Source organism: Chitinophaga jiangningensis (assembly GCF_900142605.1).
GTDB classification, from domain to species: Bacteria; Bacteroidota; Bacteroidia; order Chitinophagales; family Chitinophagaceae; genus Chitinophaga; species Chitinophaga jiangningensis.
The window spans coordinates 281,135-304,205 of sequence record NZ_FRBL01000006.1 but is presented as its reverse complement, the minus strand read 5'-3'; the positions used below and the strand labels follow the sequence as shown (position 1 = coordinate 304,205).

18 protein-coding genes are annotated in these 23,071 nt (G+C 46.8%); 9 read left to right on the top strand and 9 right to left on the bottom strand.

Annotation, left to right across the window (positions count from 1 at the left end; translation table 11 throughout):
• Nucleotides 1-48: 48 nt before the first annotated feature.
• The gene (gene truB / locus BUB18_RS16815) at nt 49-738 is read right to left on the bottom strand and encodes a tRNA pseudouridine(55) synthase TruB (protein ID WP_073083337.1); all 690 of its coding nucleotides are present in this window, start codon (nt 736-738) and stop codon (nt 49-51) included.
• A 73-nt stretch (nt 739-811) separates the two neighbouring features.
• Here truB and BUB18_RS16810 point away from each other — a divergent pair, with 73 nt between their 5' ends.
• Nucleotides 812-1,609 carry a class I SAM-dependent methyltransferase gene (locus BUB18_RS16810; protein WP_073083335.1) on the top strand — a complete coding sequence of 266 codons (798 nt, stop codon included), beginning with the start codon at nt 812-814 and terminating at the stop codon, nt 1,607-1,609.
• A 79-nt stretch (nt 1,610-1,688) separates the two neighbouring features.
• Here the strand turns inward: BUB18_RS16810 and BUB18_RS16805 are convergent, their stop codons facing one another.
• The 3 genes from BUB18_RS16805 to BUB18_RS16795 all read right to left on the bottom strand — a co-directional run bounded on the left by BUB18_RS16805 (nt 1,689) and on the right by BUB18_RS16795 (nt 4,878).
• A complete protein-coding gene (locus BUB18_RS16805; protein WP_073083332.1) occupies nt 1,689-2,420 on the bottom strand; it encodes a shikimate dehydrogenase family protein in 732 nt (243 codons plus the stop codon).
• A gap of 92 nt (nt 2,421-2,512) precedes the next feature.
• Nucleotides 2,513-3,277 (bottom strand): phosphosulfolactate synthase, encoded by a 765-nt coding sequence (locus BUB18_RS16800; RefSeq protein WP_073083329.1) that lies wholly within the window; start codon nt 3,275-3,277, stop codon nt 2,513-2,515.
• A gap of 179 nt (nt 3,278-3,456) precedes the next feature.
• Complete coding sequence (locus BUB18_RS16795; protein WP_073083326.1) at nt 3,457-4,878, bottom strand: tetratricopeptide repeat protein; 1,422 nt, start codon at nt 4,876-4,878, stop codon at nt 3,457-3,459.
• A 252-nt stretch (nt 4,879-5,130) separates the two neighbouring features.
• Here BUB18_RS16795 and BUB18_RS16790 point away from each other — a divergent pair, with 252 nt between their 5' ends.
• Nucleotides 5,131-5,433, top strand: coding sequence for a hypothetical protein (locus BUB18_RS16790; RefSeq protein WP_143159975.1), 303 nt, complete (start codon nt 5,131-5,133; stop codon nt 5,431-5,433).
• 368 nt (nt 5,434-5,801) lie between these two features.
• On the opposite strand, the gene BUB18_RS16785 is transcribed toward BUB18_RS16790, so the two are convergent.
• From BUB18_RS16785 to pafA, 3 genes are all read right to left on the bottom strand, one after another.
• Nucleotides 5,802-6,452, bottom strand: a complete 651-nt coding sequence (locus BUB18_RS16785; protein ID WP_073083320.1) for a hypothetical protein — start codon at nt 6,450-6,452, stop codon at nt 5,802-5,804.
• Nucleotides 6,453-6,489: 37 nt separating this feature from the next.
• A complete protein-coding gene (locus BUB18_RS16780; protein WP_073083317.1) occupies nt 6,490-7,269 on the bottom strand; it encodes an enoyl-CoA hydratase/isomerase family protein in 780 nt (259 codons plus the stop codon).
• Between the two features lie 164 nt (nt 7,270-7,433).
• Nucleotides 7,434-9,101 (bottom strand): alkaline phosphatase PafA, encoded by a 1,668-nt coding sequence (gene pafA / locus BUB18_RS16775; protein WP_073083842.1) that lies wholly within the window; start codon nt 9,099-9,101, stop codon nt 7,434-7,436.
• A 172-nt stretch (nt 9,102-9,273) separates the two neighbouring features.
• Here pafA and BUB18_RS16770 point away from each other — a divergent pair, with 172 nt between their 5' ends.
• From BUB18_RS16770 to BUB18_RS16755, 3 genes are all read left to right on the top strand, one after another.
• Nucleotides 9,274-10,515, top strand: coding sequence for an aminotransferase class I/II-fold pyridoxal phosphate-dependent enzyme (locus tag BUB18_RS16770; protein WP_073083315.1), 1,242 nt, complete (start codon nt 9,274-9,276; stop codon nt 10,513-10,515).
• A 580-nt stretch (nt 10,516-11,095) separates the two neighbouring features.
• Nucleotides 11,096-12,181, top strand: a complete 1,086-nt coding sequence (locus BUB18_RS16760; RefSeq protein WP_073083311.1) for a PepSY-associated TM helix domain-containing protein — start codon at nt 11,096-11,098, stop codon at nt 12,179-12,181.
• An 81-nt stretch (nt 12,182-12,262) separates the two neighbouring features.
• On the top strand, nt 12,263-14,587 hold the full coding sequence (locus tag BUB18_RS16755) for a TonB-dependent receptor (protein WP_073083308.1): 2,325 nt from the start codon (nt 12,263-12,265) through the stop codon (nt 14,585-14,587).
• A gap of 163 nt (nt 14,588-14,750) precedes the next feature.
• Here BUB18_RS16755 and purL read toward each other — a convergent pair whose 3' ends face one another.
• The gene (gene purL / locus BUB18_RS16750; RefSeq protein WP_073083306.1) at nt 14,751-16,952 is read right to left on the bottom strand and encodes a phosphoribosylformylglycinamidine synthase subunit PurL; all 2,202 of its coding nucleotides are present in this window, start codon (nt 16,950-16,952) and stop codon (nt 14,751-14,753) included.
• Between the two features lie 470 nt (nt 16,953-17,422).
• Between purL and BUB18_RS16745 the strand changes: the two genes are divergently transcribed.
• The 4 genes from BUB18_RS16745 (at nt 17,423) to BUB18_RS16730 (ending at nt 21,583) form a co-directional block, all read left to right on the top strand.
• On the top strand, nt 17,423-19,612 hold the full coding sequence (locus BUB18_RS16745; RefSeq protein ID WP_073083304.1) for a glutamine synthetase III family protein: 2,190 nt from the start codon (nt 17,423-17,425) through the stop codon (nt 19,610-19,612).
• A gap of 260 nt (nt 19,613-19,872) precedes the next feature.
• Nucleotides 19,873-20,640, top strand: coding sequence for a hypothetical protein (locus tag BUB18_RS16740; protein WP_073083301.1), 768 nt, complete (start codon nt 19,873-19,875; stop codon nt 20,638-20,640).
• On the top strand, nt 20,633-20,839 hold the full coding sequence (locus BUB18_RS16735; RefSeq protein ID WP_073083299.1) for a hypothetical protein: 207 nt from the start codon (nt 20,633-20,635) through the stop codon (nt 20,837-20,839). The genes BUB18_RS16740 and BUB18_RS16735 overlap by 8 nt, the downstream gene beginning before the upstream one ends.
• A gap of 78 nt (nt 20,840-20,917) precedes the next feature.
• Nucleotides 20,918-21,583: a hypothetical protein gene (locus BUB18_RS16730; RefSeq protein ID WP_143159974.1), complete on the top strand. Its 666-nt coding sequence runs from the start codon at nt 20,918-20,920 to the stop codon at nt 21,581-21,583.
• A gap of 109 nt (nt 21,584-21,692) precedes the next feature.
• Here BUB18_RS16730 and accC read toward each other — a convergent pair whose 3' ends face one another.
• Nucleotides 21,693-23,030: an acetyl-CoA carboxylase biotin carboxylase subunit gene (accC, locus tag BUB18_RS16725; protein ID WP_073083295.1), complete on the bottom strand. Its 1,338-nt coding sequence runs from the start codon at nt 23,028-23,030 to the stop codon at nt 21,693-21,695.
• Between the last annotated feature and the right edge of the window lie 41 nt (nt 23,031-23,071).

Below are 23,071 nucleotides of genomic sequence, written 5' to 3'. Positions count from 1 at the left end.
CTCCGCGCGGCCCAGCAAGCACTTTTGATACAGCTATTACAGTATAACTTAATCTTCTTTCTTAACGGTATTTTTCTCTATAAAATCATTCATCTCTTCTGCATCTTCCAGCTTAAACTCCCCTATGCGGGTGCGGCATAAGCTGCTCATGTAACCGCCCACACCCAGCGCAGCGCCGAAGTCATTTGCCAGGGAACGTATATACGTACCCGTGCTACATACTACTCTGAAATGCACTACCGGCATTTCAATTTTAGTGATTTCAAATTCTTTGATGGTCACTTTGCGTGGCTCCACTTTTACTTCCACCCCCTGGCGGGCAAGGTGATAGATAGGTTTACCATTTTGCTTGATGGCGGAGTGTATGGGCGGTAGCTGCATTATTTCTCCGAGGAATTGCTGCGTAGCTGCGTGTATAGCGTCTTCAGTGAGGTGGCTGGTATCTTTATGATTTTCCGGATCAGATTCCAGGTCAAAAGTAGGTGTGGTAGCACCGAGTGTAAAGGTGCCGGTATATTCTTTTTCCTGTGCCTGATATTCATTTATTTTTTTGGTCATTTTGCCTGTGCAGCAAATGAGCAGGCCGGTAGCCAGCGGGTCGAGTGTACCAGCGTGTCCTACTTTGGCTTTGGTCGTATTTCTGATCTTGCGTACAACGTCAAAGGAAGTCCATGTCAGCGGCTTGTTGATGAGTATAACCGCCCCTTCCTGGAATTTTGTTTTTTCTTCAGTTTGCATTTTGCAAAGATAGCTTTAAGCGATCAGGTTTCAGTTTTGCTTTTTTTGACTATTTTCACGGAATTTTCAAATTATGTCATTAGAACATCATAAAGACGCCAGATTACGTTACCAGCAACAGGTGGATAACTCGCGCGACTATGTGATCCCTTTTATACAGCAGGAATTCCCCGACTTAAAGGGCCTGCGGGTGATGGAAGTGGGTTGCGGAGAAGGCGGAGTGCTTACACCGTTCCTGGAAATGGGTTGCCAGTGCGTTGGAGTAGACCTGGTGCCTTACAGGATTGAGCTGGCTACCAGCTTTCTTGAACCGCACGTTGCCAGCGGGCAGCTGAAGCTCATAGCCAAAAACATTTATGATGTTGATTTTTTAGGGGAGTTCCGAAACTCTTTCGATATTATCATCCTCAAAGATGCCATTGAGCACATCCCCGACCAGGAGAAGATCATTGGTCATATGAAGCAGTTGCTGAGTCCGAAGGGGCAAATCTATTTTGGGTTTCCACCTTGGTATATGCCGCATGGCGGGCATCAGCAGATATGCCGGAATAAATTCCTGAGCATGGTGCCTTACATTCATTTGCTGCCAAGGCCGCTCTACAAGGGTGTACTGAAGGCGTTCGGGGAAAAGCAGGATGTGATTATTGACCTGATGGAAGTGAAGGATACCGGTATTTCCATTGAGCGTTTTGAGCGTTATGTAAAACGTCAGGGGTATAATATTACGCAGCGCCGGTTTTACCTGATCAATCCTATTTACAAATATAAATTTGGGGTGAGCGCGAAGAAACAGTTCGGACCTATTGCCGCTATTCCTTACTTCAGGGATTTCCTGACTACCTGCGTGTATTACATGATTAAGCCACAATAAATTAGGTTTGAGCCGGGACCTTCGGTCCCGGCTCAAACCTTCATCGTCTGCCAAAGGCAGACGATGAAGGTTTTAATAATTACTTATTCCAAATCTCCCACGCTGCCTCTGCCTGCAAAATCAGCATTTCATGCCCATTCTTTATGGCAGCTCCTTTTTCTTCTCCCAGTTGTAAAAACCTAGTTACCGGCGGGTTGTATACCAGGTCGTACAACAGGTGCTGAGGGCCAATAAATTCATATGGTATTGGCGGCTGTGCATCTACATTCGGGTACATACCGAGCGGAGTGGTATTTATAATGAGGGTGTTTTGTTCTATTATTTTTTTATCGAGAGAGGTATATGCCACGGCTGCAGCGCTGGCCGTGCGACTCACCACCGTATACGGTAGCTGCAGTTGCTGGAGGGCGTACATCACTGCTTTGGCAGCTCCTCCCGTACCCAGCACGAGTGCGCGTGTGTGATGCGGCTTCAACAGAGGTTTTAAAGAGTTGGTGAAGCCGATTACGTCTGTATTATAGCCTATTTTCCGGCCTTCTTCCAGGCGGATGCAGTTTACAGCGCCAATTGCCCGTGCGGCATCGCTCAGATCGTCCAGGAAGGGGATGACCACTTCCTTATAGGGGATGGTTACATTCAATCCCTGGAGGTTTGCCTGCTGGTGGAACAGTGTTGGAAAAGTGGCAATATCCGCGATAGGAAAGTTTTCGTATTCACAGTCGGCAATGGCTTCTTTCTTAAATTTTTCTGCAAAATACCCTTTGGAGAAGGAATGACTGAGGGGGTAGCCTATAAGACCATATGTTTTCATGCAGATATTAGTTGATAGGTTTATAAAGACGTAGGGATTTTGTGATGCACAAAATCCCTACTATTATTTGCTGATCCTAAATCAGGAGATCATTATTCTTTATCGAGGAACAGGTGGAAAGTATCTCCACGCAGCCCTACGCGCATAGCTTCCAGAGAGATCACTTCATGCGGAGCCAGGTTACCGAGGTTGGCGTTGCAGCCTACCAGTTCCAGGAAGTATAGCTGTTGCGCTTTTTGTGGTGCTTCCCAGATAATTTTTTCAGCAGGGATCTGTGTCAGGATTTCCTGTACCAGTCCTTCGCGCACCTCACCGGAACCACGATAGATACCTACGTTACCGCTTTCGCGTGCTTCAGCAATTACGTAAGTGGCACCGGCAGACAGTTCAGCGCTCATCAGTTCGATCCATTTGTATGGCGGGATGATGTGTTCTGCGTCTTTGGAACCTACTTCGCTCAATACGAGCCCCAGTTTAGCCAGTTTTTCGATATAGCCGCATTTTTCAGCGTGCGGGATGATGATAGAACCATCGGATACCTCCATGTAGGAAATACCATAATCCTGAACGGTTCTTACATATTCTTCGAACTGATTACGAATCAGGAAAGCTTCAAACAGGGTACCGCCAAAATACACAGGGATGTTGGCAGCCTGGTACAACTCAATTTTCTGACGCAGGTTAGGTGTAACGAACGAGGTACCAAAACCTAACTTAACGATATCAACGTGTGGCGACGCCGCGGATAAAAAATTACGTGCTTCTTCCAAACTAAGCCCCTTATCCATGACCATAGTGAGTCCATGTTGCCGAGGTTTCTGAGTCCTTTCCGGGATTTGTGTCAGATTAAAATTCATTTAGTAATATTTTTATCATCTTAATGGTCATTAAAACACTCAACTAACTTAGCCAGGCACTATGGGATAGCTTAGTGGGCAATTTTAGTAACCGGAAATAGTATTGTTTTTAACCATGACAATTAAAAACCGGCGCAAAAATAAGAAGTATACTTTATTTTAAAAGCAAATAACATTGGTTAACGTTTGCGACGGTACTGTGCAATCAGGTCGACCACACTCACATGCTGTAATATAGCCGGATCCAGCTCAACTAATTTTTTAACGGCCTTCACATTTTGTTGCAGTGCTGTTTCGAGGTGCAGCAGTCCCTCCTTGGTTTTACCCATGGTGATGAGAATGGCAGCACGATAGTACTGAAACACCGGCTTGCGGCCAGCTTTCTCCTCTGCGGCATTCAGCTGTACGAGGGCTTCTTCCAGGAATCCGCCGATATAGAGGCCCCTGATCAGCTCCTGCCAGGTAGAAACGCTTTTAGGGCGGGTACGCACGGCATTCATGAAAAATGCCAGCGCTTCCTTGCACTTATCCATTTCCAGCAGGCATTCCCCCATACTCATATTGTATTCAGCACTGTTCTTATTGATTTTCAAGGCGTTTTGCAGAGATTTAACTGCATTAGGCCAGTTGGCTTCCATCATGTAAGCTACTGCTATTTTATAGTAGAGCTTGTCATCATTTGGGCTCAGATGGGAGGCCTTGCGGTAATAATACCTTGCCTGTGTGTATTTACGCTGCCGCTCATAGCAATGGCCAATGGCCTCGTAAATCACATCTTCCGGCTTGGCTATTTCCAGGTGCTTTTGCAGTACCTCAATGGCTTCCGCATATTTACGCAGGCGGATGTAGGCATCCCCCAGGTTGCGATAGGCATAATCGAATTTCTCATCGATTGCCAGTGCGTAGAGGTAGGCATCGATGGATTTTTCATAGAGCTTGAGCCCCTGGTAGGCCGTGCCCAGGTTGAACCAGGCCAGGTGGTTATAGGGATGCTCGTCGATCACCCAGGTATGCAGGCGGATACTTTCCTCATTACGCCCGGTAAATTCAGTCCAGAAGCAGATTTTATGCAGCGCTTCCTCATTGTTGGGATCGTGTTCCAGAGCCATTTTCAGGCAGTCGAACACTTTTTCAAATTCCTCCCAGTCGTCATACACGTCTGCCAGTTCCAGCAGCAACTCTGTACGGTCGTCCCCGTCGAACTGGTCAATCTGCTCTTTCAGCACAGCAGCGGCTTTCTGGTGCTGGTTCAGCGCCAGGTAAACGTCTGTTTGCAGGATGTATAGATTGATATCGGTTTTGTCGAGAACGGCTGCTTTTTCAAGCATATCGAGCGCTTCAGGGTATTTTTTTGTCTCGATCAGTAAGTTGGCCTTTTTTAACAGGAGTGTGGCGGAAAAGGGAAATTGTTCTATGGCTATTTCAGCGGCCTGCAATGCTATGGGCATTTCATCATGCTCGTCGTAATAGTCTATGATCTGCTCAAATGAATCTTCGTCCAAAAAAGAATGAGACTTACCAGCTCTGAGGTTTTCAAACTGCTGCAATAAATCTCTCAGATCATCAAAATCCTCGTTTAAAAATGAAAAGTCTTTACTCATTAATGTAAATATAATCAATTTCCGTATCCGCCAAAAAGCAGTGACACTAAACTATTTGCAAATTTTTTAACATTTTATTAAGGTTTCCACTTTTAGACCGTTAAAAATTTGTTATATAATTAAGAGAAGTTGTTGTATCTTTGTAATGCAATGAAAACGAAAACTAACATATTAAGGGTCTTTTCATTGTCTTGCATGTTGGCAAGCGCTATGGCGCTATTCGCTGTTGAAGCCATGGCAAATAATAGCATTTTGCCCAACGATAACAAAGACAAGGTGAAAAAGACGGAGAACAACCGCTTTGTCCTGAACACGGCAATGCCCAAAACTAATCTGGGCCTGGATGCCAGTTACCGTTACTCAGGTGCTTTCAGTTCTGACTTTAAGTTTACCAATACTAATAACGTACAGTCCGTAAACTTTCAGCAGGTGATGACCTATACGAAAGGTAATGTTACCTACGTGGTACCTTACAGCGTACAGGTGCAGCAACAGATGCCTGGTAACCTCAATTTCCAGCGTTTGCAGATCATTCTGCCGCTCAAAAAAGGTTAATAACGTTTCTTCAGTACAATATGATAAGGCTGGTCGATTGACCGGCCTTTTTTCATTTAACGCTTCTTCAGTACAATATGATAGGCTAATCGGTTGACCGGCCTTATCATATTCAATTATTATACAATACAATCTTCAAAAGCTGATCGATCGACCAGCTTTTGAAGATTCTTATAATTGCCTTTTTTACGGACACCAGCACTTTCAGGCCAGGAACCACATCAGCATCTGACACCAGGTTCCGGGCGGTGCCCGGAACCACCCCATCAGCAAGTGCCGAAGGCACTTGCTGATGGCACTTGCTGATGGCCGTAAAAAAAATGCCGGCCCATCCGGACCGGCACCAAATAACTTATCATCTGTTCACCTTAATTCATATTCTTCAGCTCCTGTTGACTCACTTCCTTATATCCGCTCCGCGGCACATCAAAATACGACGCCGGTACCGGTATCAGCTCTACCTTGGTAGCCGTAACGGTTATTTTAGACCCCGTTTTCGTGTAGATTTCATATTCCAGCACTAACCCTTTCAGATTAGTAAAACGCTGGTTATAAAGCCTGTTTTCAGGCACTAAGTCGGGGGTATAATAAAGTACGTAGGTTTTGCCGTCCGGCATGGTCGCCTGCGCCTTTTTACAGGTATAACCTGCTATTTCCTTCGTTTCCTGCTGATCCACGAATTTAGTACCCTCGTACTGCTTCATATCCTTTTCAAACTGCTCCTTACTGTTACGGATCAGGTACTTAGAGCCATGCTGATCAATCAGTGTGGTCATCGTTCTTTCACGACTATTAATCAGATAAACGTAGTTAACGATATTAAAATTTATTTCAACCCTGCTGAGGTAACTCCTCATGTAAATAATCAGGCTGCTGTTTTGCAGCATGGCATCGGTTTGCGCCATTTCCGGCGGCAAATCCATCCTGTAGGTGATTTTGGCATCTGATATCGTGCGCTGCGCCATCGCGCTGGCGCTGATCCACAGGCATAAAAACGTTGTTAAAAACCGGTGTGACATAGTATGGTCTGTTTTTCATGGTAGCGATGAAACCTTGCTACCAGGTCAGCTTCTCCTTGTTTAAAAAGGCTGCAATACCACGCTTGCAATCTGCATGGCCACGAGTGGCGGCATTCTGCTGTGCTGCGTATTCCAGGCTGTCCTGTATAGTATGGTCCAACACTGTGCCAATCAATTTTTTGGTCACTTTAAGGGAATTTTCCGAAGCTTCGTTACATAAGCCCCTGGCCACTTTAGCTACATAATCCCGGATCTCCGCTGCGGGTACTACCGCAGTAATCAGGTTGGCCGCCGCTGCTTCTGCAGCTGAAATTAATTTGCCGGTCAGCAGCAATTCCTTTGCCTTACCCTCACCTATCTTGCGCACCAGGAAAACTGCTACCAACGCCGGAATAAAGCCAATCTTCACTTCCGTATAACCCATCTTCGCTTCCGGCACCACATAACTCAGGTCGCACACGGTTACCAATCCACTACCGCCAGCAATGGCATGCCCCTCTACCTGCGCAATCACTATCTTGTCAAGTTCGTAAATTTCCCTAAATAAGGACATCAGTTCGCGGGAGTCAGCCAGATTTTCCTCATAGGTATTTTGCTGCAGCTGCTGTAAATAATCCAGGTCCGCACCGGCACAAAAGGCCTCCCCTTCTCCCTTTAATATAATCACCTTCACCTGGTCATCCTGGGCTGCCTGCGCAAATGCCTGCCTCAACTCAGCCACCAGAGCGCCATTCAGCGCATTACGCTTGTCGGTTCGGTTCAGCGAAATAGTGGCAACCCTCTCGGCCACCGTATACAGTAAGAACGAATAAGCCATGCGTCAATGTTTAGTTGTCCCCTCCCCGGAAACTGAAAAGGTGTAACGGGAACTTCAACTCCCCATTACACCTTTCCATATCCTCACCGTGAGAGTGACAGCAATGTAAGAAAAAAACCTTAATCCGTACTCAATTGAACCTCACTGTGGTGACTATACGACTATTATCGGATAGCCTCTTCAATCACATGTCCGATGTTACCGCTGGGCATCTGAATCTGCAGCAGTGCGGCAATGGTAGGAGCAATGTCGGTCATCCCCACAGTACGGTTGGATTTCCCCTGGCGTACGCCCCATCCCATCCAAACCAATGGAATATGCGCATCATAAGGATACCATAAACCGTGTGTGGTGCCGGTTTTGCCGCCATCGATATACCCCGGCGCAAGAATCACCTGGATATCGCCACTACGCTTCGCATTCAGGCCATTGGTAAACATATTGCGCATAACGGAAGGCAGGATCACGTCATCCAGGTCCTTCAGCACAAATGCATTGGCAATAGCAGGGGATTTCATCAGGCGGGAGATAATATATTCTTCCACATCAGATTCGCTTTTTCCGGCGGCCTCAATTGCGGCGTGATTCAGCCAGAACTGGTAGTTTTCTACTGCGCGGATCGCGCCTTTGATACCAAATTTAGTATTCACGTCCTCGTTGATGGCAGCCATGGCAGCATTATCATTCCATAAACCGCCCGGCAGTTTGTTTTCTTCCATAAAGCCCGGTACGTGCGCGACACCATGGTCCGCAGTGATGAAAAACAGGTAATTCCCTTTACCCACCTTCGCGTCCAGGTAATTGAAGAAAGTAGCCAGGTCCTTGTCCAGGCGTAGGTAAGTATCTTCAATTTCAATACTATTCGGACCAAACTGGTGGCCTACATAGTCGGTAGACGACAGGCTGATTGCCAGGAAATCCGTTACAGGTCCCTGTCCCAGCTGGTTAGCTTCCATCGCTTTCTTCGCAAATTCCAGCGTCATGGTATTGCCAAAAGGTGTTGCCGCAATAGCGGAATTGGCGATTGCGCTCAGCTCATGCGGAAATGAGGTATTGGTAGCATTTTTATACCTGCCCTCATATGGCTTTTCATCTTCTGTACTGAGTTTATAGGAAGCCCGCGGATACATTGGTGTCCAGGCTTTAGCCAGGTATTGCTGCGGGAATTTTTCGTTGTTAAACTCCGTGGCCCATTCAGGCAACTCTTTCATGTAATAGGTACTGGTAACCCAGTTGCCGGTGCTACCGTCGTACCAGTAAGCCGCGTTGGCACTGTGGCCCGCAGGCAGGATAGCACCGCGGTCTTTAATAGCCACACCAATTACCTTGCTCTGAAAGTTGTTAGACAGGCGCAGCTCATCACCGATGGTAGTCACCAGCATATTGCGCGGACTCATTTTACCGGCGTTAGAACTGCTGCCCACGGTAGTTACCGTCGTATCTTCCGCACAATAAACGGAACGGTTCAGGTCAGCACTAAACCAGCTGTTCCCAATAATGCCGTGAATAGCCGGTACCGAGCCGGTATACACACAGGTATGCCCACAGGCCGTAATGGTGGGGGTATAATTAATTAACGTATTTTCGCAGGAGAATCCTTCGTGGAGTAATCTATTGAAACCACCGGCGCTATACCTGCTGCTATAACGGTAGAGGTAATCCCAGCGCATCTGATCAACCACCATTCCCACCACCAATTTGGGTCTAGCGGCAGTTTTAGCATTCTTTTTTAGGTTCACATGATTGAATGGTTTCGGCGAAGTGGCCTTCTGGGCATAAGCTGTGGTAACCGCCAGTAGTAACAGGCAGGATAAATGGTAGAATCGTTTCATCAAATTTAACTTATTTTGTATATGACTAAAATCCAAGATTGTAATGGTTTGGCGCGATTTTTTAATAGTCGGCTGGTATTTACAAATCGAACTCAAGTTTACAAAAACTAATATTTTAATACCTTTGTGTCCGTTTTTATTAAAGGTAATTAACCATTTCATAATATAGCATATGGATATTTTCGAGAAACTGCTGAAACATATGGGCCCTATTGGGGAACATTCAGACAGAGCCCATGGCTATTTCGCATTCCCTAAACTGGAAGGAGAAATAGGTCCCCGCATGAAATTCCGGGGCAAAGAGAAAATTGTATGGAGCCTGAACAACTACCTGGGACTGGCCAACCACCCGGAAGTTCGTGCCACTGATGCGCAGGCTGCCGCTGAATTTGGATTAGCTGCTCCAATGGGAGCCCGCATGATGACTGGTAACACCAATTACCACGAGCAGCTGGAGAAAGAGCTTTCCGACTACATGGGTAAAGAAGATACTACACTGGTAAACTATGGTTACCAGGGTTTTATGAGTGCCATTGATGCTATATGTAACCGTCGCGACATCATCGTTTACGATGCTGAAGCACACGCCTGCCTGATCGACGGGCTGCGTTTACACCAGGGGCACCGTTATGTGTTCAAACACAACGACATCGAAGACCTGGAAAAACAACTGAAACGTGCCACTGAACTGGCTAAAACTTCCGGTGGTGGTATCCTGGTGATTACTGAAGGAGTATTTGGTATGGCCGGCGATCAGGGTAAACTGAAAGAAATTGCTGCACTGAAAGATAAATTTGAATTCCGCCTGATGGTAGACGATGCACATGGCTTCGGTACCATGGGTGCTACCGGTGCCGGTACCGGTGAAGAACAGGGTGTTCAGGATAAAATTGACCTGCTGTTCAACACTTTCGCTAAATCCGGTGCTTCTATCGGTGGTTTCATCAGCGGTGATAAAGCGATCATCAACTACCTGCGCTATAACATGCGCTCCCAGATCTTCGCTAAATCCCTCCCACTGCCTATCGTTATCGGTCACCTGAAACGCGTGCAGCTGATGCGCAAACACCCTGAGTTCAAAGCAAAACTCTGGGATAATGTGCGTAAACTCCAACAGGGTCTGAAAGACAGAGGCTTCAATATTGGTAGCACCAACTCACCGGTTACGCCTATCTACCTGCAAGGTGATATTCCTGAGGCTACTGCCATGTGCCTGGATCTGCGCGAAAACTACAATATCTTCTGTTCCATCGTGGTATACCCGGTTATCCCTAAAGGACAGATCATCTACCGCATCATTCCTACCGCGGCACACAACGATGAAGATATCGAACTGACACTGAAGGCTTTCAGCGAAACTAAAGCGAAGCTGGATGCTAAAGTATACGAGGTAGCAGAAATTCCAATGGTATAATTTCCTGCTGAATATTTTTACTAAACAGCCCCTGTGCCACAAGCTCAGGGGCTGTTTGATTTTATATCGCGCCAGCGGCACCATAACCTGTAAAAATCAAAAAGGGCCGCGCCTTGTGCGCAGCCCTTACAACAAATCGTTCTTTCACTAGGTGTAAAGTTCACTTGTTTTCATTAGGACATGGTAGAGAACTGGTCTTCATAGAAAGTTAGAATCTGTTGATTCCAAATTATTTATATGATGATGATTTCTTTAATTCAGAAATCATTCGCATTTGATTCTATTCAAAAATAGACTTCTCTTTCAAAGATTTTATAACACAAACGTGGTATTTTGTTAACAGCTTGTTAAAAACACCCACTGCGATAATAAATCAGCCACCCACCATTTTTCCTTTTCCGCATAATAATTTTCCGCATTGCGTAAACGAAAAAATAAGGACTGTTCTACCTTTGCATCGCAAGAAAAAAAGTGGTTCAGAAAGGTATCAGGTCCCTCTTTGTTAAAACATAACAACGATTCCTAATAACACATTCGTGCCTGCCAATTTTCATTGATAAGGAAGAAAAGAAAATAAGGGTTGAAAAAGATCTGGAGTAAGCAAGTTTTTAGGGTGCACCGCCTGGCCGGCCTCATCGCAGGCCTCCTGCTCCTGCTCATCAGTATTACCGGCTCCATGCTGGTATTCAGCGATGAGCTGGACGAGGCATTATACCATAACAACTACCACATCTCCCCCGGTAATCACTACCTTCCTGTACAACAACAATTCCAGGCCGTACGCAACCGCCTCCAGCCTGATCAGCCCTACCTGATGGTCACGCACCTGCCGCAGTCGCCCACCGAAACCACCATCATCCGCGCGGAATATAATGCAGAGAAAAAAATATACTTCTTTGTAAACCCATATACCGCCCAAATAGTGGCCCAGAGAGGCAACACGGACTATTTCATGGGAAAGGTACTCTTCTTCCATTTCACCCTGCTTTCAGGCAAAACAGGCGCACAAATCATCCTGATCACTGCCATACTGCTGGCTGTTTCCCTGCTCACCGGCATCTGGATCTACCGCCACGCCTTCGGGAAAGTACTCACTTTCCGCGTAAAACCGGAATGGAGCCACCGCAACCGCCGCTGGCGCAACCTCCACCGCATCATCGGGGTATGGGCCATCCTGTTTAACCTCGTGATGGTCATTACCGGCATCATCATGGTACAAAAAGTGATCGACTCCCGCAAAGGCAAACTGGCACCTACCAAAGAAATCCCGTCAAACCTCGATTACGATCAGCTGGTAGCTGAAGCCCGCAAAGCCATACCCGGCCTAACCGTAATGGGTATACGCCCGCCGAAAAAAGCAGATGCCCCCATCCGCATCCTCGGCCATGCCGGCGAAGCCCGCATCTGGGGCGAATTTGCCTCCTCTGTTTATTTCGACAACAAAACCGGCAACATACAAAAAATCGCCGCCATCCATAACGCTAAGTTGGCTGACAAATTCGCTGCCATCGTACCACAATTGCACTTTGGCAACTACGGCGGCCTCCCGCTGAAAATTATCTGGTCCTTGTTTGGCCTCGCCCCCGGCCTGCTATCCATATCAGGTTGCCTGATATGGTACCGCCGCAAATTCATCCTTAAACAAACAACAAAACACCATCCTTAGCTGCTTACCTGCTTATGCTGCTTTGCGAGAAAAAAAGACAAACACCATCCTTTGCAAAAAAGGTAATTAACTATAATACAAATGAAGAAGATCGTTTCTTTTAGCCTTGCACTGTTACTCGCGACCTTACAACTCGCGGCACAAAATATCTCCGGAAAAATCCAGGACAGCACCAACAATGCCGTACCCGGACTCCGCATATACCTGGCCGGCACCCAAAAACACGCTATCACTAATACTGACGGATCCTTTACCATCCGCGATGTAAAACCAGGCAGCTATAAACTGATTGCTACCGGTATCGGCTACACGACAATAGAAAAAGAAGTGGTACTGAATAACGACAACATTACCCTCAACTTCCAGATCGACAACGCCAAAGTAGGCCTCGGGGAAGTAGTGGTAACCGCCGGACGTAATAAAGAAACCATCGGTACAGTACCCAGCTCCATTACCGTCATCACCGCCAAACAATTACAGGAGCAAAGCGCCATCACCACCGACATCAACCAGCTGCTGGGCCTCAACGTACCAGGCCTTACCCTCGGTACCAACACCGCCACTAAAAAGGGCGAAACCCTCCGTGGCCGCAGCATGCTCATCATGATCGACGGTATCCCGCAATCCACCCCACTCCGCAACGGCGATAAGGACATGCGCAGCATCGATGTATCCGTAATCGAAAGAGTAGAAGTAATCAAAGGTGCCACCGCCATCTACGGCAACGGTGCCGATGGTGGTATCATCAACTTCATCACAAAAAAAGCAGCCAGCGACAAAAAAATCAGTGGCACCACAGATGTAAGTACAGCCGGCTCCCTCACCAGCGCCGCTAACAGCATGGGCGGCCGTGTTTCACAAACACTCACCGGTACACTCCATAAATTTGATTACGTGGTAAGCGGCACCTACGAACAAACAGGGGTGTATAAAGATGCCAAAGGAGAAGTCATCGCTCCTTTCCAATCCCTCGCACAAAATGAAAACATCAACGCATTTGCCAAAGTAGGCTATAACATCAACGATAATAACCGTATCGAAGTGATGTATAACTACTACCGCACCATGCAAAATTCAACCTATATCAACTCTGGCGGTAAATTCGGCGAAAGCCCTATCATCGGGGTATTGGGCACATTACCAGGTGCAAAACAGGGTACGCCGTATAATCACAACGCCTACCTTACCTATACCAACAAACATATTTTCAGAAATACTTCACTGGATGTGAATATCTACTACCAGGACTTCTATACCGTCTTTGAATATTCCGATTTCTACCAGGGCGGCGGCAACTCTGCCATTACTTCCCGTAAAAAAGGTATTCGCGCCAACTTCAATACCCTGCTGAATATCAGCCCTAACCTGAACGGTGATATCACCTACGGTGTGGATGTACTCAACGACGTAACAGAGCAGCCATTGGTAGACGGTCGCAGGTTTGTACCTAAAATGGATATGAAAAACTATGCGCCTTATGCACAGCTGAAAGCCTACATATTCAAGGACTTCCTGCTGAAAGCAGGTGTGCGTTACGAAAATGTATCGCTCGATATTCCGGACTTCACAACCATTAAATTCGGTAACTACGCTGGTGGTGTAAACGTGAAGGGCGGCAACCTGCCTTACGATGCACTTACCTATAACGCCGGCCTACGTTACACCCGTTTCGATTATTTCAATCCATTCATCAGCTTCTCGCAGAGCTTTAGTCTTTATGACCTCGGACGTACTTTGCGCCTGGCCAAAGATGTTCCTGGGGGCGCCAGTGTAAACGGTTCTATCCAAACAGACGCAATCATCACCAATAACTACGAAGCAGGCTTCAACAGTAACATCGGAAAATTTAATGCCAGCGGTGCCTACTTCATCAGTACTTCCAACCTCGGTAGCAGCCTGGTAGATATCAATGGCGTAGCTACTCCTGAACGCGCGCCTGAGCGCATCAAAGGCTTTGAGTTTACCGCCGGTTACCAGTTCCTCCCTAACCTCACGGTAAACGCTTCCTACTCCCATGTAGAAGGTAAAAAAGAAACAGCTACCGGCAAGGTATACCTGCCTGGAAGTCGCATCACGCCTGATAAAGCGACCGTAAACGTGAACTATTCACCTGTTCGTGAAAAGCTGGATCTCGGTGTGTATTACATCTACAGCGGTACCCGTCAGCGTTTTTCTCCAAATGCCAAAGGCGACTGGGACCTGGGTACCGGTCCTGTGAGCAGCTTCAATCTGGTAAACCTGTATACCGCTTTCCATTTCAACAAGGCTACTACCCTGCGTTTAGGGGTCGACAACCTGCTGAATGCTGACTACTACCCCGTATTGGCGCAATCCCGCGTGGTAACCGACAGCTATATTAAAGGTGCCGGCGCAAGATTTAACCTCGGCCTGAATTACAGGTTCTAAAAAAGTAAAAGCCCATCGCATACGCGGTGGGCTTTTGCTTTTATTTTTTAGGAAGACATCAGGGCTGCAGGTGAAAAATCGGAAGTTCCTGCACATTTTATGCTGTGAAAACCGGCAGGGTACTGCTCCCGCTTCCAGGCATTAATTTCCCCTATACCTCCGGTTACTTCAGGTGTTCTTCTACTGCAGTGTTATAGATTCTTTTCCATTCAGCTACCTTACCCCATACCTCCTTATCTACAACGATCGTATCTCCTTTTACCACGCCAATTTTTTCAGCGCGTACAGATACTTCTGTGGCGTCAATGATGGCATGGATCACGGCATCAAATTTCTCCTTGTCCTCCGGACGGATAGATACAATTACACGGCTCTGGCTTTCGCCGAACAGGAATGCATCCGTGCGGAAGTTATCGTTTGTATGAATTTCGAAGCCCAGGCCGTTTGGAATGGCGCTTTCGAATACTGAGATAAACAAGCCACCTTCACTTACATCATGGGCGGACTGCAATACCCCAGCCTTGTTGAGTTTGGAAACAGCTCTTTGGAGGTGCAGTTCTTCTTCTATATTAAAGTGAGGTACCGGACTGTATTCAATGCCAATGATTTTATGGAGATATTCAGAGCTGCTGATATCATTGCGGCTGCGGCCGAGGAGGTATATCAGGTCGCCCTCATGCTTGAAACCCTGGGTGAGCAGTGCATCCTGATTTTCGAGGATGCCCAGCATACCGATCACCGGGGTGGGGTAAATGGCACCGTCGGGCGACTGGTTATAGAAGCTGACGTTGCCACCGGTGATGGGCGTATTGAATTTCCGGCAGGCCTCCGTGATACCTTTCAAGGCATATACGAACTGGTAATAAACTTCCGGATCGTATGGATTACCGAAGTTGAGGCAGTTGGAAATGGCCAGTGGTTCAGCACCGGAGCAAACGATGTTGCGGGCTGCTTCTGCCACGGCTATTTGCGCGCCCTGATGCGGGTCAGCGTATACGTAGCGGCTGTTGCAGTCGGTAGTAACGGCCAGTGATTTATCTGTACCGGTCAGCGGTATGATGGCTGCATCGCTGGGGGCTGTGGCACCGCCGTTGTACTGGTTATAAATCCAGCGTTTGGAGGCGATGTTAGGCTGCGCGATCATCCTTTCCGCAACAAACTGCGGGTTATCCGTATCTGGGATAAACTGGATATCGAAAGGTCTTATTTTTTCGAAGTAGGTAGGCACGGTATAGGCGCGGTGGTATTGCGGTGCGCCGCCGCCTGGCACCAGGGAGGCGGCCGGAACGTCTGCTTCCAGCGTTTCGTTCAGGTAGCATTTCAGCGTTTTATCGGCGGTAACGTGTCCTATCTGGGCGCAGTGCAGTTCCCATTTGGAGAAGATGTCGATAACGGTTTGTTCCTGTCCTTTTTTCACTACCATGAGCATACGTTCCTGGCTTTCGCTGAGCAGGATTTCCCAGGCGCGCATGTTTGGGTGGCGGGTGGGTACTTTTTCCAGTTGCAGCACCATACCATGCTCGCCTTTGGCGCTCATTTCAGCGGCGCAGCAGGTGATGCCGGCGGCGCCGATGTCCTGCATGCCGATGAGTGCTTTGGCAGGTGCCAGTTCCAGGCAGGCCTCCATCAGCCTTTTGCCGAGGGCAGGGTTGCTTTGCTGTACTTCCGGCAGGTCTTCCGCACTATCTTCAGTAATATCCGCCGATGCGAAAACGGCCCCGCCGATACCATCTTTGCCGGTAACGCCGCCCACAACAAACACGGGGTTACCATCTCCATAAGCAGTAGCAGAAATGGTTTGACCTGTTTTTACTACGCCTACACTCATGACATTTACCAGCGGATTGCTCAGGTAGTTGCTTTCAAAATAGATTTCACCGCCTACAGTGGGCACGCCAAAATCTTTTCCATAGTGGCTGATGCCGGCAACCACTCCTTTTATAATGTCCTTGGATTTATTGTTGTTGATGTTACCGAAGCGCAGGGAGTTAAGCGTGGCGATAGGGCGTGCACCCATGGTAAATATATCGCGATGGATACCTCCTACACCGGTGGCGGCACCCTGAAATGGTTCGATGGCGGAGGGGTGGTTGTGCGATTCTATTTTGAATACAACGGCGTTGCCTTCTCCTATGTCCACCAGTCCGGCGTTTTCTTCTCCGGCTTTCACAGGCAGGTGATCACCTTCGCGGGTGAGTGTCTTAAGCCATACGATGGAATTTTTGTAACTGCAGTGTTCGCTCCACATGGCGGCGTACATACTTAGTTCCGTAAAGTTTGGGGTTCGGCCTAACGTGGATTTAATTCTTTCAAACTCGTCAGCGGTAAGTCCCAACTGTTCAGCAATTTCTACGGTAGTTTGCATACGAATAAGATATAAAACGAGTGAATAATGGGTAATACAAATTACATGATTTTCATACAACTGCCAAAGTGAAACATACCTGTCCCACGCACTTGTTTCTCATCTGTTCTCATTTTGGAGCGGGCCGGTGGCCCGCTCCAAAATGAGGTTCTAAGTGAGGGCCGAAGGCCCTCACTTAGAACCCAAACAATAAAATCCCCTATGATCCATAATATACTTTTCTCCCAGTCTCCACTCCGAAACCTGCCATGGGTATGAGATAGAAATATTTTCACATAAGATATGCAAGTGCTTATTATATTAATAATTTTTTAATTTATCAGTTTCAGACTCAACAAGCATCTTTTTTTTGACCAAATGGAAAAATAAGCAGCTTTTTTAGACCCAAAATGTAATTTTTTGGTTAAAGTGAACAATTTTATTGCATTTACCGGTGTTATTATGTTCTTTTGTGTAAAATTAATTACAGCATGCAATCGTTACGTTTTACCGCGCTGGAAGGATTAGCTGGCGTAGACTCTAAACTCACCGAACACAATGGCAAGATCACCGAGGTTTTCGGTTCCAATGTATTTGCCGGCAGAATTGTACGTGAATATTTGAGCGACGAGGCTTATAAGAGCCTGATGAATTCCATTAAAAACGGCTCTAAATTAGAGCGTAAAATGGCAGAACAGATTGCCTCCGGTATGAAAGCCTGGGCAATGAAAAAAGGTGTGACTCACTATACACACTGGTTCCAACCGCTGACTGGTACTACTGCAGAAAAACATGACTCTTTCTTCACCCTGAAAAGCGATGGCTCTGCCCTCGAAACTTTTGACGGTGATGCCCTGGTACAACAGGAGCCAGATGCTTCCAGCTTCCCTAACGGTGGTCTGAGAGCAACTTTCGAAGCTCGTGGTTATACTGCCTGGGACCCTTCTTCTCCTGCTTTCATCCTGGAACAGGGTTATGGCAAAACACTTTGCATTCCTACAATTTTCGTTGCTTACACCGGTGAATCACTGGATTACAAAGCACCTTTACTGAAAGCACTCGCTGCGATCGATAAAGCTGCGGTAGACGTATGTAACTATTTCGATAAAAACGTTACCAAAGTTACTCCTACCCTCGGTTGGGAACAGGAATACTTCCTGGTAGACGAAAACCTCGCTAACGCTCGTCCTGACCTGATCATGACCGGTCGTACCGTTGTTGGTCACGCCCCTTCTAAAGGTCAGCAGCTGGAAGACCACTACTTCGGTGCTATTCCTGAAAGAGCTTACGCTTACATGCGCGATTTCGAAGAAGAATCCTACAAACTGGGTATTCCTTTAAGAACGCGTCACAATGAGGTAGCTCCTTCTCAGTTTGAGTGCGCTCCTATCTTCGAAGAGTGTAACATCGCAGTTGACCACAACTCCCTGCTGATGGACGTGATGAACAAAGTTGCTAAACGTCACAAACTGAAAGTATTACTGCACGAGAAACCATTTGCCGGTATCAACGGTTCCGGTAAACACAATAACTGGTCTATGGCTACCGATACCGGCGTTAACCTGCTGGCTCCTGGTAAAACTCCTAAGACCAACCTCATGTTCCTCACTTTCTTCGTTAACACGATCAAAGCGGTACATGACTACGCAGACCTGATGAGAGCGTCTATCGCTTCTCCATCTAACGACTTCCGTCTGGGTGCTAACGAAGCTCCTCCTGCTATCATCTCCGTATTCTCCGGTAAATACCTCTATGATGTGCTGCAGGAAGTTAAATCCCGCGTAAACAACAAGTTCGACGAACAAGACGAAGCTATCCTGAAACTGGATCTGCACCGTCACATTCCAGAGCTGATGCTGGATAACACCGACCGTAACCGTACTTCTCCGTTCGCCTTCACCGGCAACAAGTTCGAGTTCCGCGCCGTAGGTTCTTCTGCTAACTGTGCCTCTGCAATGACCGTTCTGAACTCAATCGTGGCTAAAACCCTGACTGATTTCAAATCTGAAGTAGATGGCCTGATCGAAAAAGGTGAGAAAAAAGAGATTGCAATTATGCAAACTCTTAGAAAATATATTGTAGATTCGGAAAGAATCCTGTTTGAAGGTGACGGTTACTCCGAAGAGTGGGAAAAAGAAGCTGAAAAAAGAGGTCTTGAAAATATCAAAACCACTCCTAAAGCGCTCGACGCATTCGTTACGCCTAAAGCTGCCAAACTGTTCACCGAAATCGGTGTTTACAACGAAAAAGAACTGCATGCACGTCACGAAATCCTCCTGGAAGACTACGTGAAAAAAGTGCAGATCGAAGCACGCGTTATCGGCGACCTCGCTACCAACAACATCCTGCCTTGCTCTATCAGCTACCTGAACGAGCTGATCGAAAACATCAAAGGCCTGAAAGAAATTGGTTTCGGCGAAGAGTCCGTGAAAGCGCAGAAACAAATCGCTGCTAAAATTTCTGAACATATTAATGTCATCAGTGAGAACGTACAGGCTATGATCGAGGCGCGTAAAGTTGCTAATAAACTTACCGACAGCCGCCAGAAAGCGATCGACTACTGTGAAAAAATCAAGCCTTACTTTGATGTGATCCGTTACCACTCCGATAAACTGGAGTTCCTGGTAGATGACAAGAAATGGGCATTGCCTAAATACAGAGAGCTGCTTTTCTTGCGATAAAACCGTAAGATTGTTTTGGTGTATGATTAGCCCCGGATTTTCATCCGGGGCTTTGTTTTTTTAGAGAGATGTCAACTTCCCAAAGCTGTTTTTACCCTTTCTTATCCCCACTATCCCCCTGAAAAAACCATTATTTCCGCTGCTATTTTTCCCGGCTTCCATAATATCTTGCTAAAACCTTATACCGAATCCACCTCTCATTTTACCCATACCCTTTGTAGCCTGCGTCAATCATTTTTTCACCCCTCAACTGATTTTTTATGAGAAAAAATTTTCTCCTTCCGCTCCTGTTGCCAGTATTGGTGGTACTGTTTTCCTGCAAAAAAGATCACCACTATCCGTACCCGTTAGAACACAGGAAACACCGTATCAAACAGGTAATTAATTTCTCCAAGCTGGATTTCGAGCCGGATACCCTGACCTTTTACTACGACAAGAAAGGTAATCCTACCCGCATTATCCGTAACAAGGTAGGTACCGGCAAACCTAACATCCGGTTTAATTACGATGCTAAAGGCAGATTATATACTTATGTCAGTGAATATGAAGCTGGTGGCGATTTCACCGAGTTTGCACGTAAATTCTTTTACGATGCGAACAACAGAGTAATAGCTGACTCTGTATACGTTTACGCAGGCGTAAATGAGGATGTTTTCTTTCCCGCTCCGCCTTATAATGTTTATGGCCTGATCGGTAAAACCTCCTATTTTTATGATAACCAGGATAGAATCATTAGACTGGAAGTTGAAAGAGGAGGATCTTTCCCTGGCCATGATACCTATCATTTCACCTATAATTCCAATGGTAACCTCAACACCTATACGATTTGGGATAATAACGTGAATCCACGCAGGCTACATCCGGTATGGCAGCTGATCAGCCACGATTACAGCGTTAATAATCCCTTTACTACCGCTACTTACAACGACTTTAAGCTACCTATCCAAACACCCGGTGTGGATAACTATCTCAATGATGTTTTCCTTTATGATATTCCCTTGTCCAATTCTAAAATAGTATATGAATAGGGCTGCTTATGCGACTATAGCAATTTCGGGAGCCATGGCCGCTACAAGTGCTACAAGCAATACAGGTGCTACAGGTGTTACAGGTGCTACAGGTTTTACAGGTGCTATGGATGCTACAAGCACTAAGGGAGCGGGAGCGGGCCGCCGGCCCGCACGACCCCTCTCCATCGCCGAAGGCGATGGAGAGGGGTCGTCTTAACTAAACTTTACAAAATCTTAAACATTTCCTATTTAAACCCCGGAATCCCGCACAGGTCTAACCCTAAAACAACCTATTATGCTTAAGAACTTACTAATGATCTGCTTAATGGCGGCAGCCATTCCAGCCACGGCACAGGATTCCAGCAGGACTAAGCAATTAAACCTGACTTCAGAACAGCAAACAAAGCTGAAAGACATAAACCAATCCTTCTTTAAAGATGCCCAACAGGTACGGAAGGATACAACACTGTCTCCGGCTGACAAGAAATCTAAAATGCAGGCGCTCAGCAACGCCAGGGAAGCAAAGGTGAAGTCGGTACTCACCCCCGACCAAACCGCCAAATGGCAGCAGCAACACACCGCCATGAAGCATAAAATGGCGGATATGCATCAGAAAAATATGCACCGCAGCGACAGCACCAGGGGCAAAAAGGCATTAGCTTCCTTAAAACTCTCTGATGACCAAACCGCGAAAATGCAGGCTATCCACAAGGATTTCAAGTCTAAAGTCAAAGCGATCCGGCAGGACAGCACCGCTGCCAAACAAGATCAGCTGGCTAAATTAAAAGCCCTGCACCAGGAAAAAGATGCGCAGGTGAAATCTGTGCTCTCCGCTGATCAATACCAGCAGTATCAGGCCATGGCAAATGAAAAGGGTAAACACCACAAACATGGCCATCACAAAGGAGCTAAAAAGGATTTCAACAAAGATGATAAAGCTGCGGATAGTACCGCGAAGTAATGGATAAAGTTGCTAGTTGATTGTAAGAGGGTCGCCGTTGGCGGCCCTTTTTTAAACTCACAAAAAAAGGCCGCCACTGGCGGCCTTTCCTTTATATGTCTTCATTTCCTTACTGCATCTTGAAAGACTCAATAAACTTCGTGGTAAAGTTACCTTTACGGAAGTCTTCGTTCTTCATCAGTTGCTGATGGAAAGGAATGGTAGTTTTAACTCCTTCGATTACAAACTCGCTCAGGGCGCGCTCCATAGTATTGATGGCTTCTTCACGGGTTTGTGCCACCGCGATGATTTTAGCCACCATGGAATCGTAGAAAGGAGGAATAACGTAACCGGCATAGATGTGTGAATCCACACGTACACCGTGACCGCCAGGAATATGCAGGGTAGTGATTCTTCCCGGAGACGGACGGAAATCGTTGTATGGATCTTCCGCATTGATACGGCACTCAATAGCGTGCATCTGCGGAGTATAGTTTTTACCGGAGATAGGAATACCAGCTGCGATTTTGATTTGTTCTTTAATCAGATCGAAGTTGATTACTTCTTCGGTTACACAGTGTTCTACCTGGATACGGGTGTTCATTTCCATGAAGTAGAAGTTACGGTGTTTATCCACCAGGAACTCAATGGTACCAACGCTTTCGTAGTTGATAGCGCTGGCGGCAGCGATAGCTGCAGCACCCATTTTTTCACGCAGTTCAGGTGTCATGAAAGGAGAAGGTGATTCTTCTACCAGTTTCTGGTGACGACGCTGGATAGAGCAATCCCTTTCAGAAAGGTGACATACTTTACCGTACTGGTCGCCTGCTACCTGGATTTCAATGTGGCGAGGCTCTTCCACGAATTTCTCCATGTAGATACCGTCGTTGTTAAATGAAGCACGGGCTTCATTCTTAGCCATATTGTAAGCATTCTCCAGTTCAGCTTCTTCCCAAACTACACGCATACCTTTACCACCACCGCCGGCAGTAGCTTTCATGATTACAGGGTAACCCATTTTATTGGCCAGCATCTTAGCTTCTGCCACATCTTTGAGCAAACCTTCAGATCCCGGAATTACAGGAACACCGGCAGCAATCATGGTTTCTTTCGCAGTCATTTTATCACCCATTTTGCGGATCATCTCCGGAGTAGGGCCGATAAATTTGATGCCGTGCTCACCGCAGATCTCAGCAAAACGGGCGTTTTCAGCCAGGAAGCCGTAACCAGGGTGGATCGCATCAGCGTTGGTGATCTCCGCTGCTGCCATCAGGTGAGGGATATTCAGATACGACTCGCTGCTCTGCGGCTTTCCGATACAAACCGCCTCATCTGCAAACTTCACGTGCAGGCTGTCTTTATCTGCTGTGGAATATACTGCCACCGTTTTAATACCCATTTCCTTACAGGTACGGATAATACGGAGGGCAATCTCTCCACGGTTAGCAATCAATATTTTTTTGAACATTGTTTTCCTGATAAGTTAAGAAAAGAGGATAGCCCCCAGCA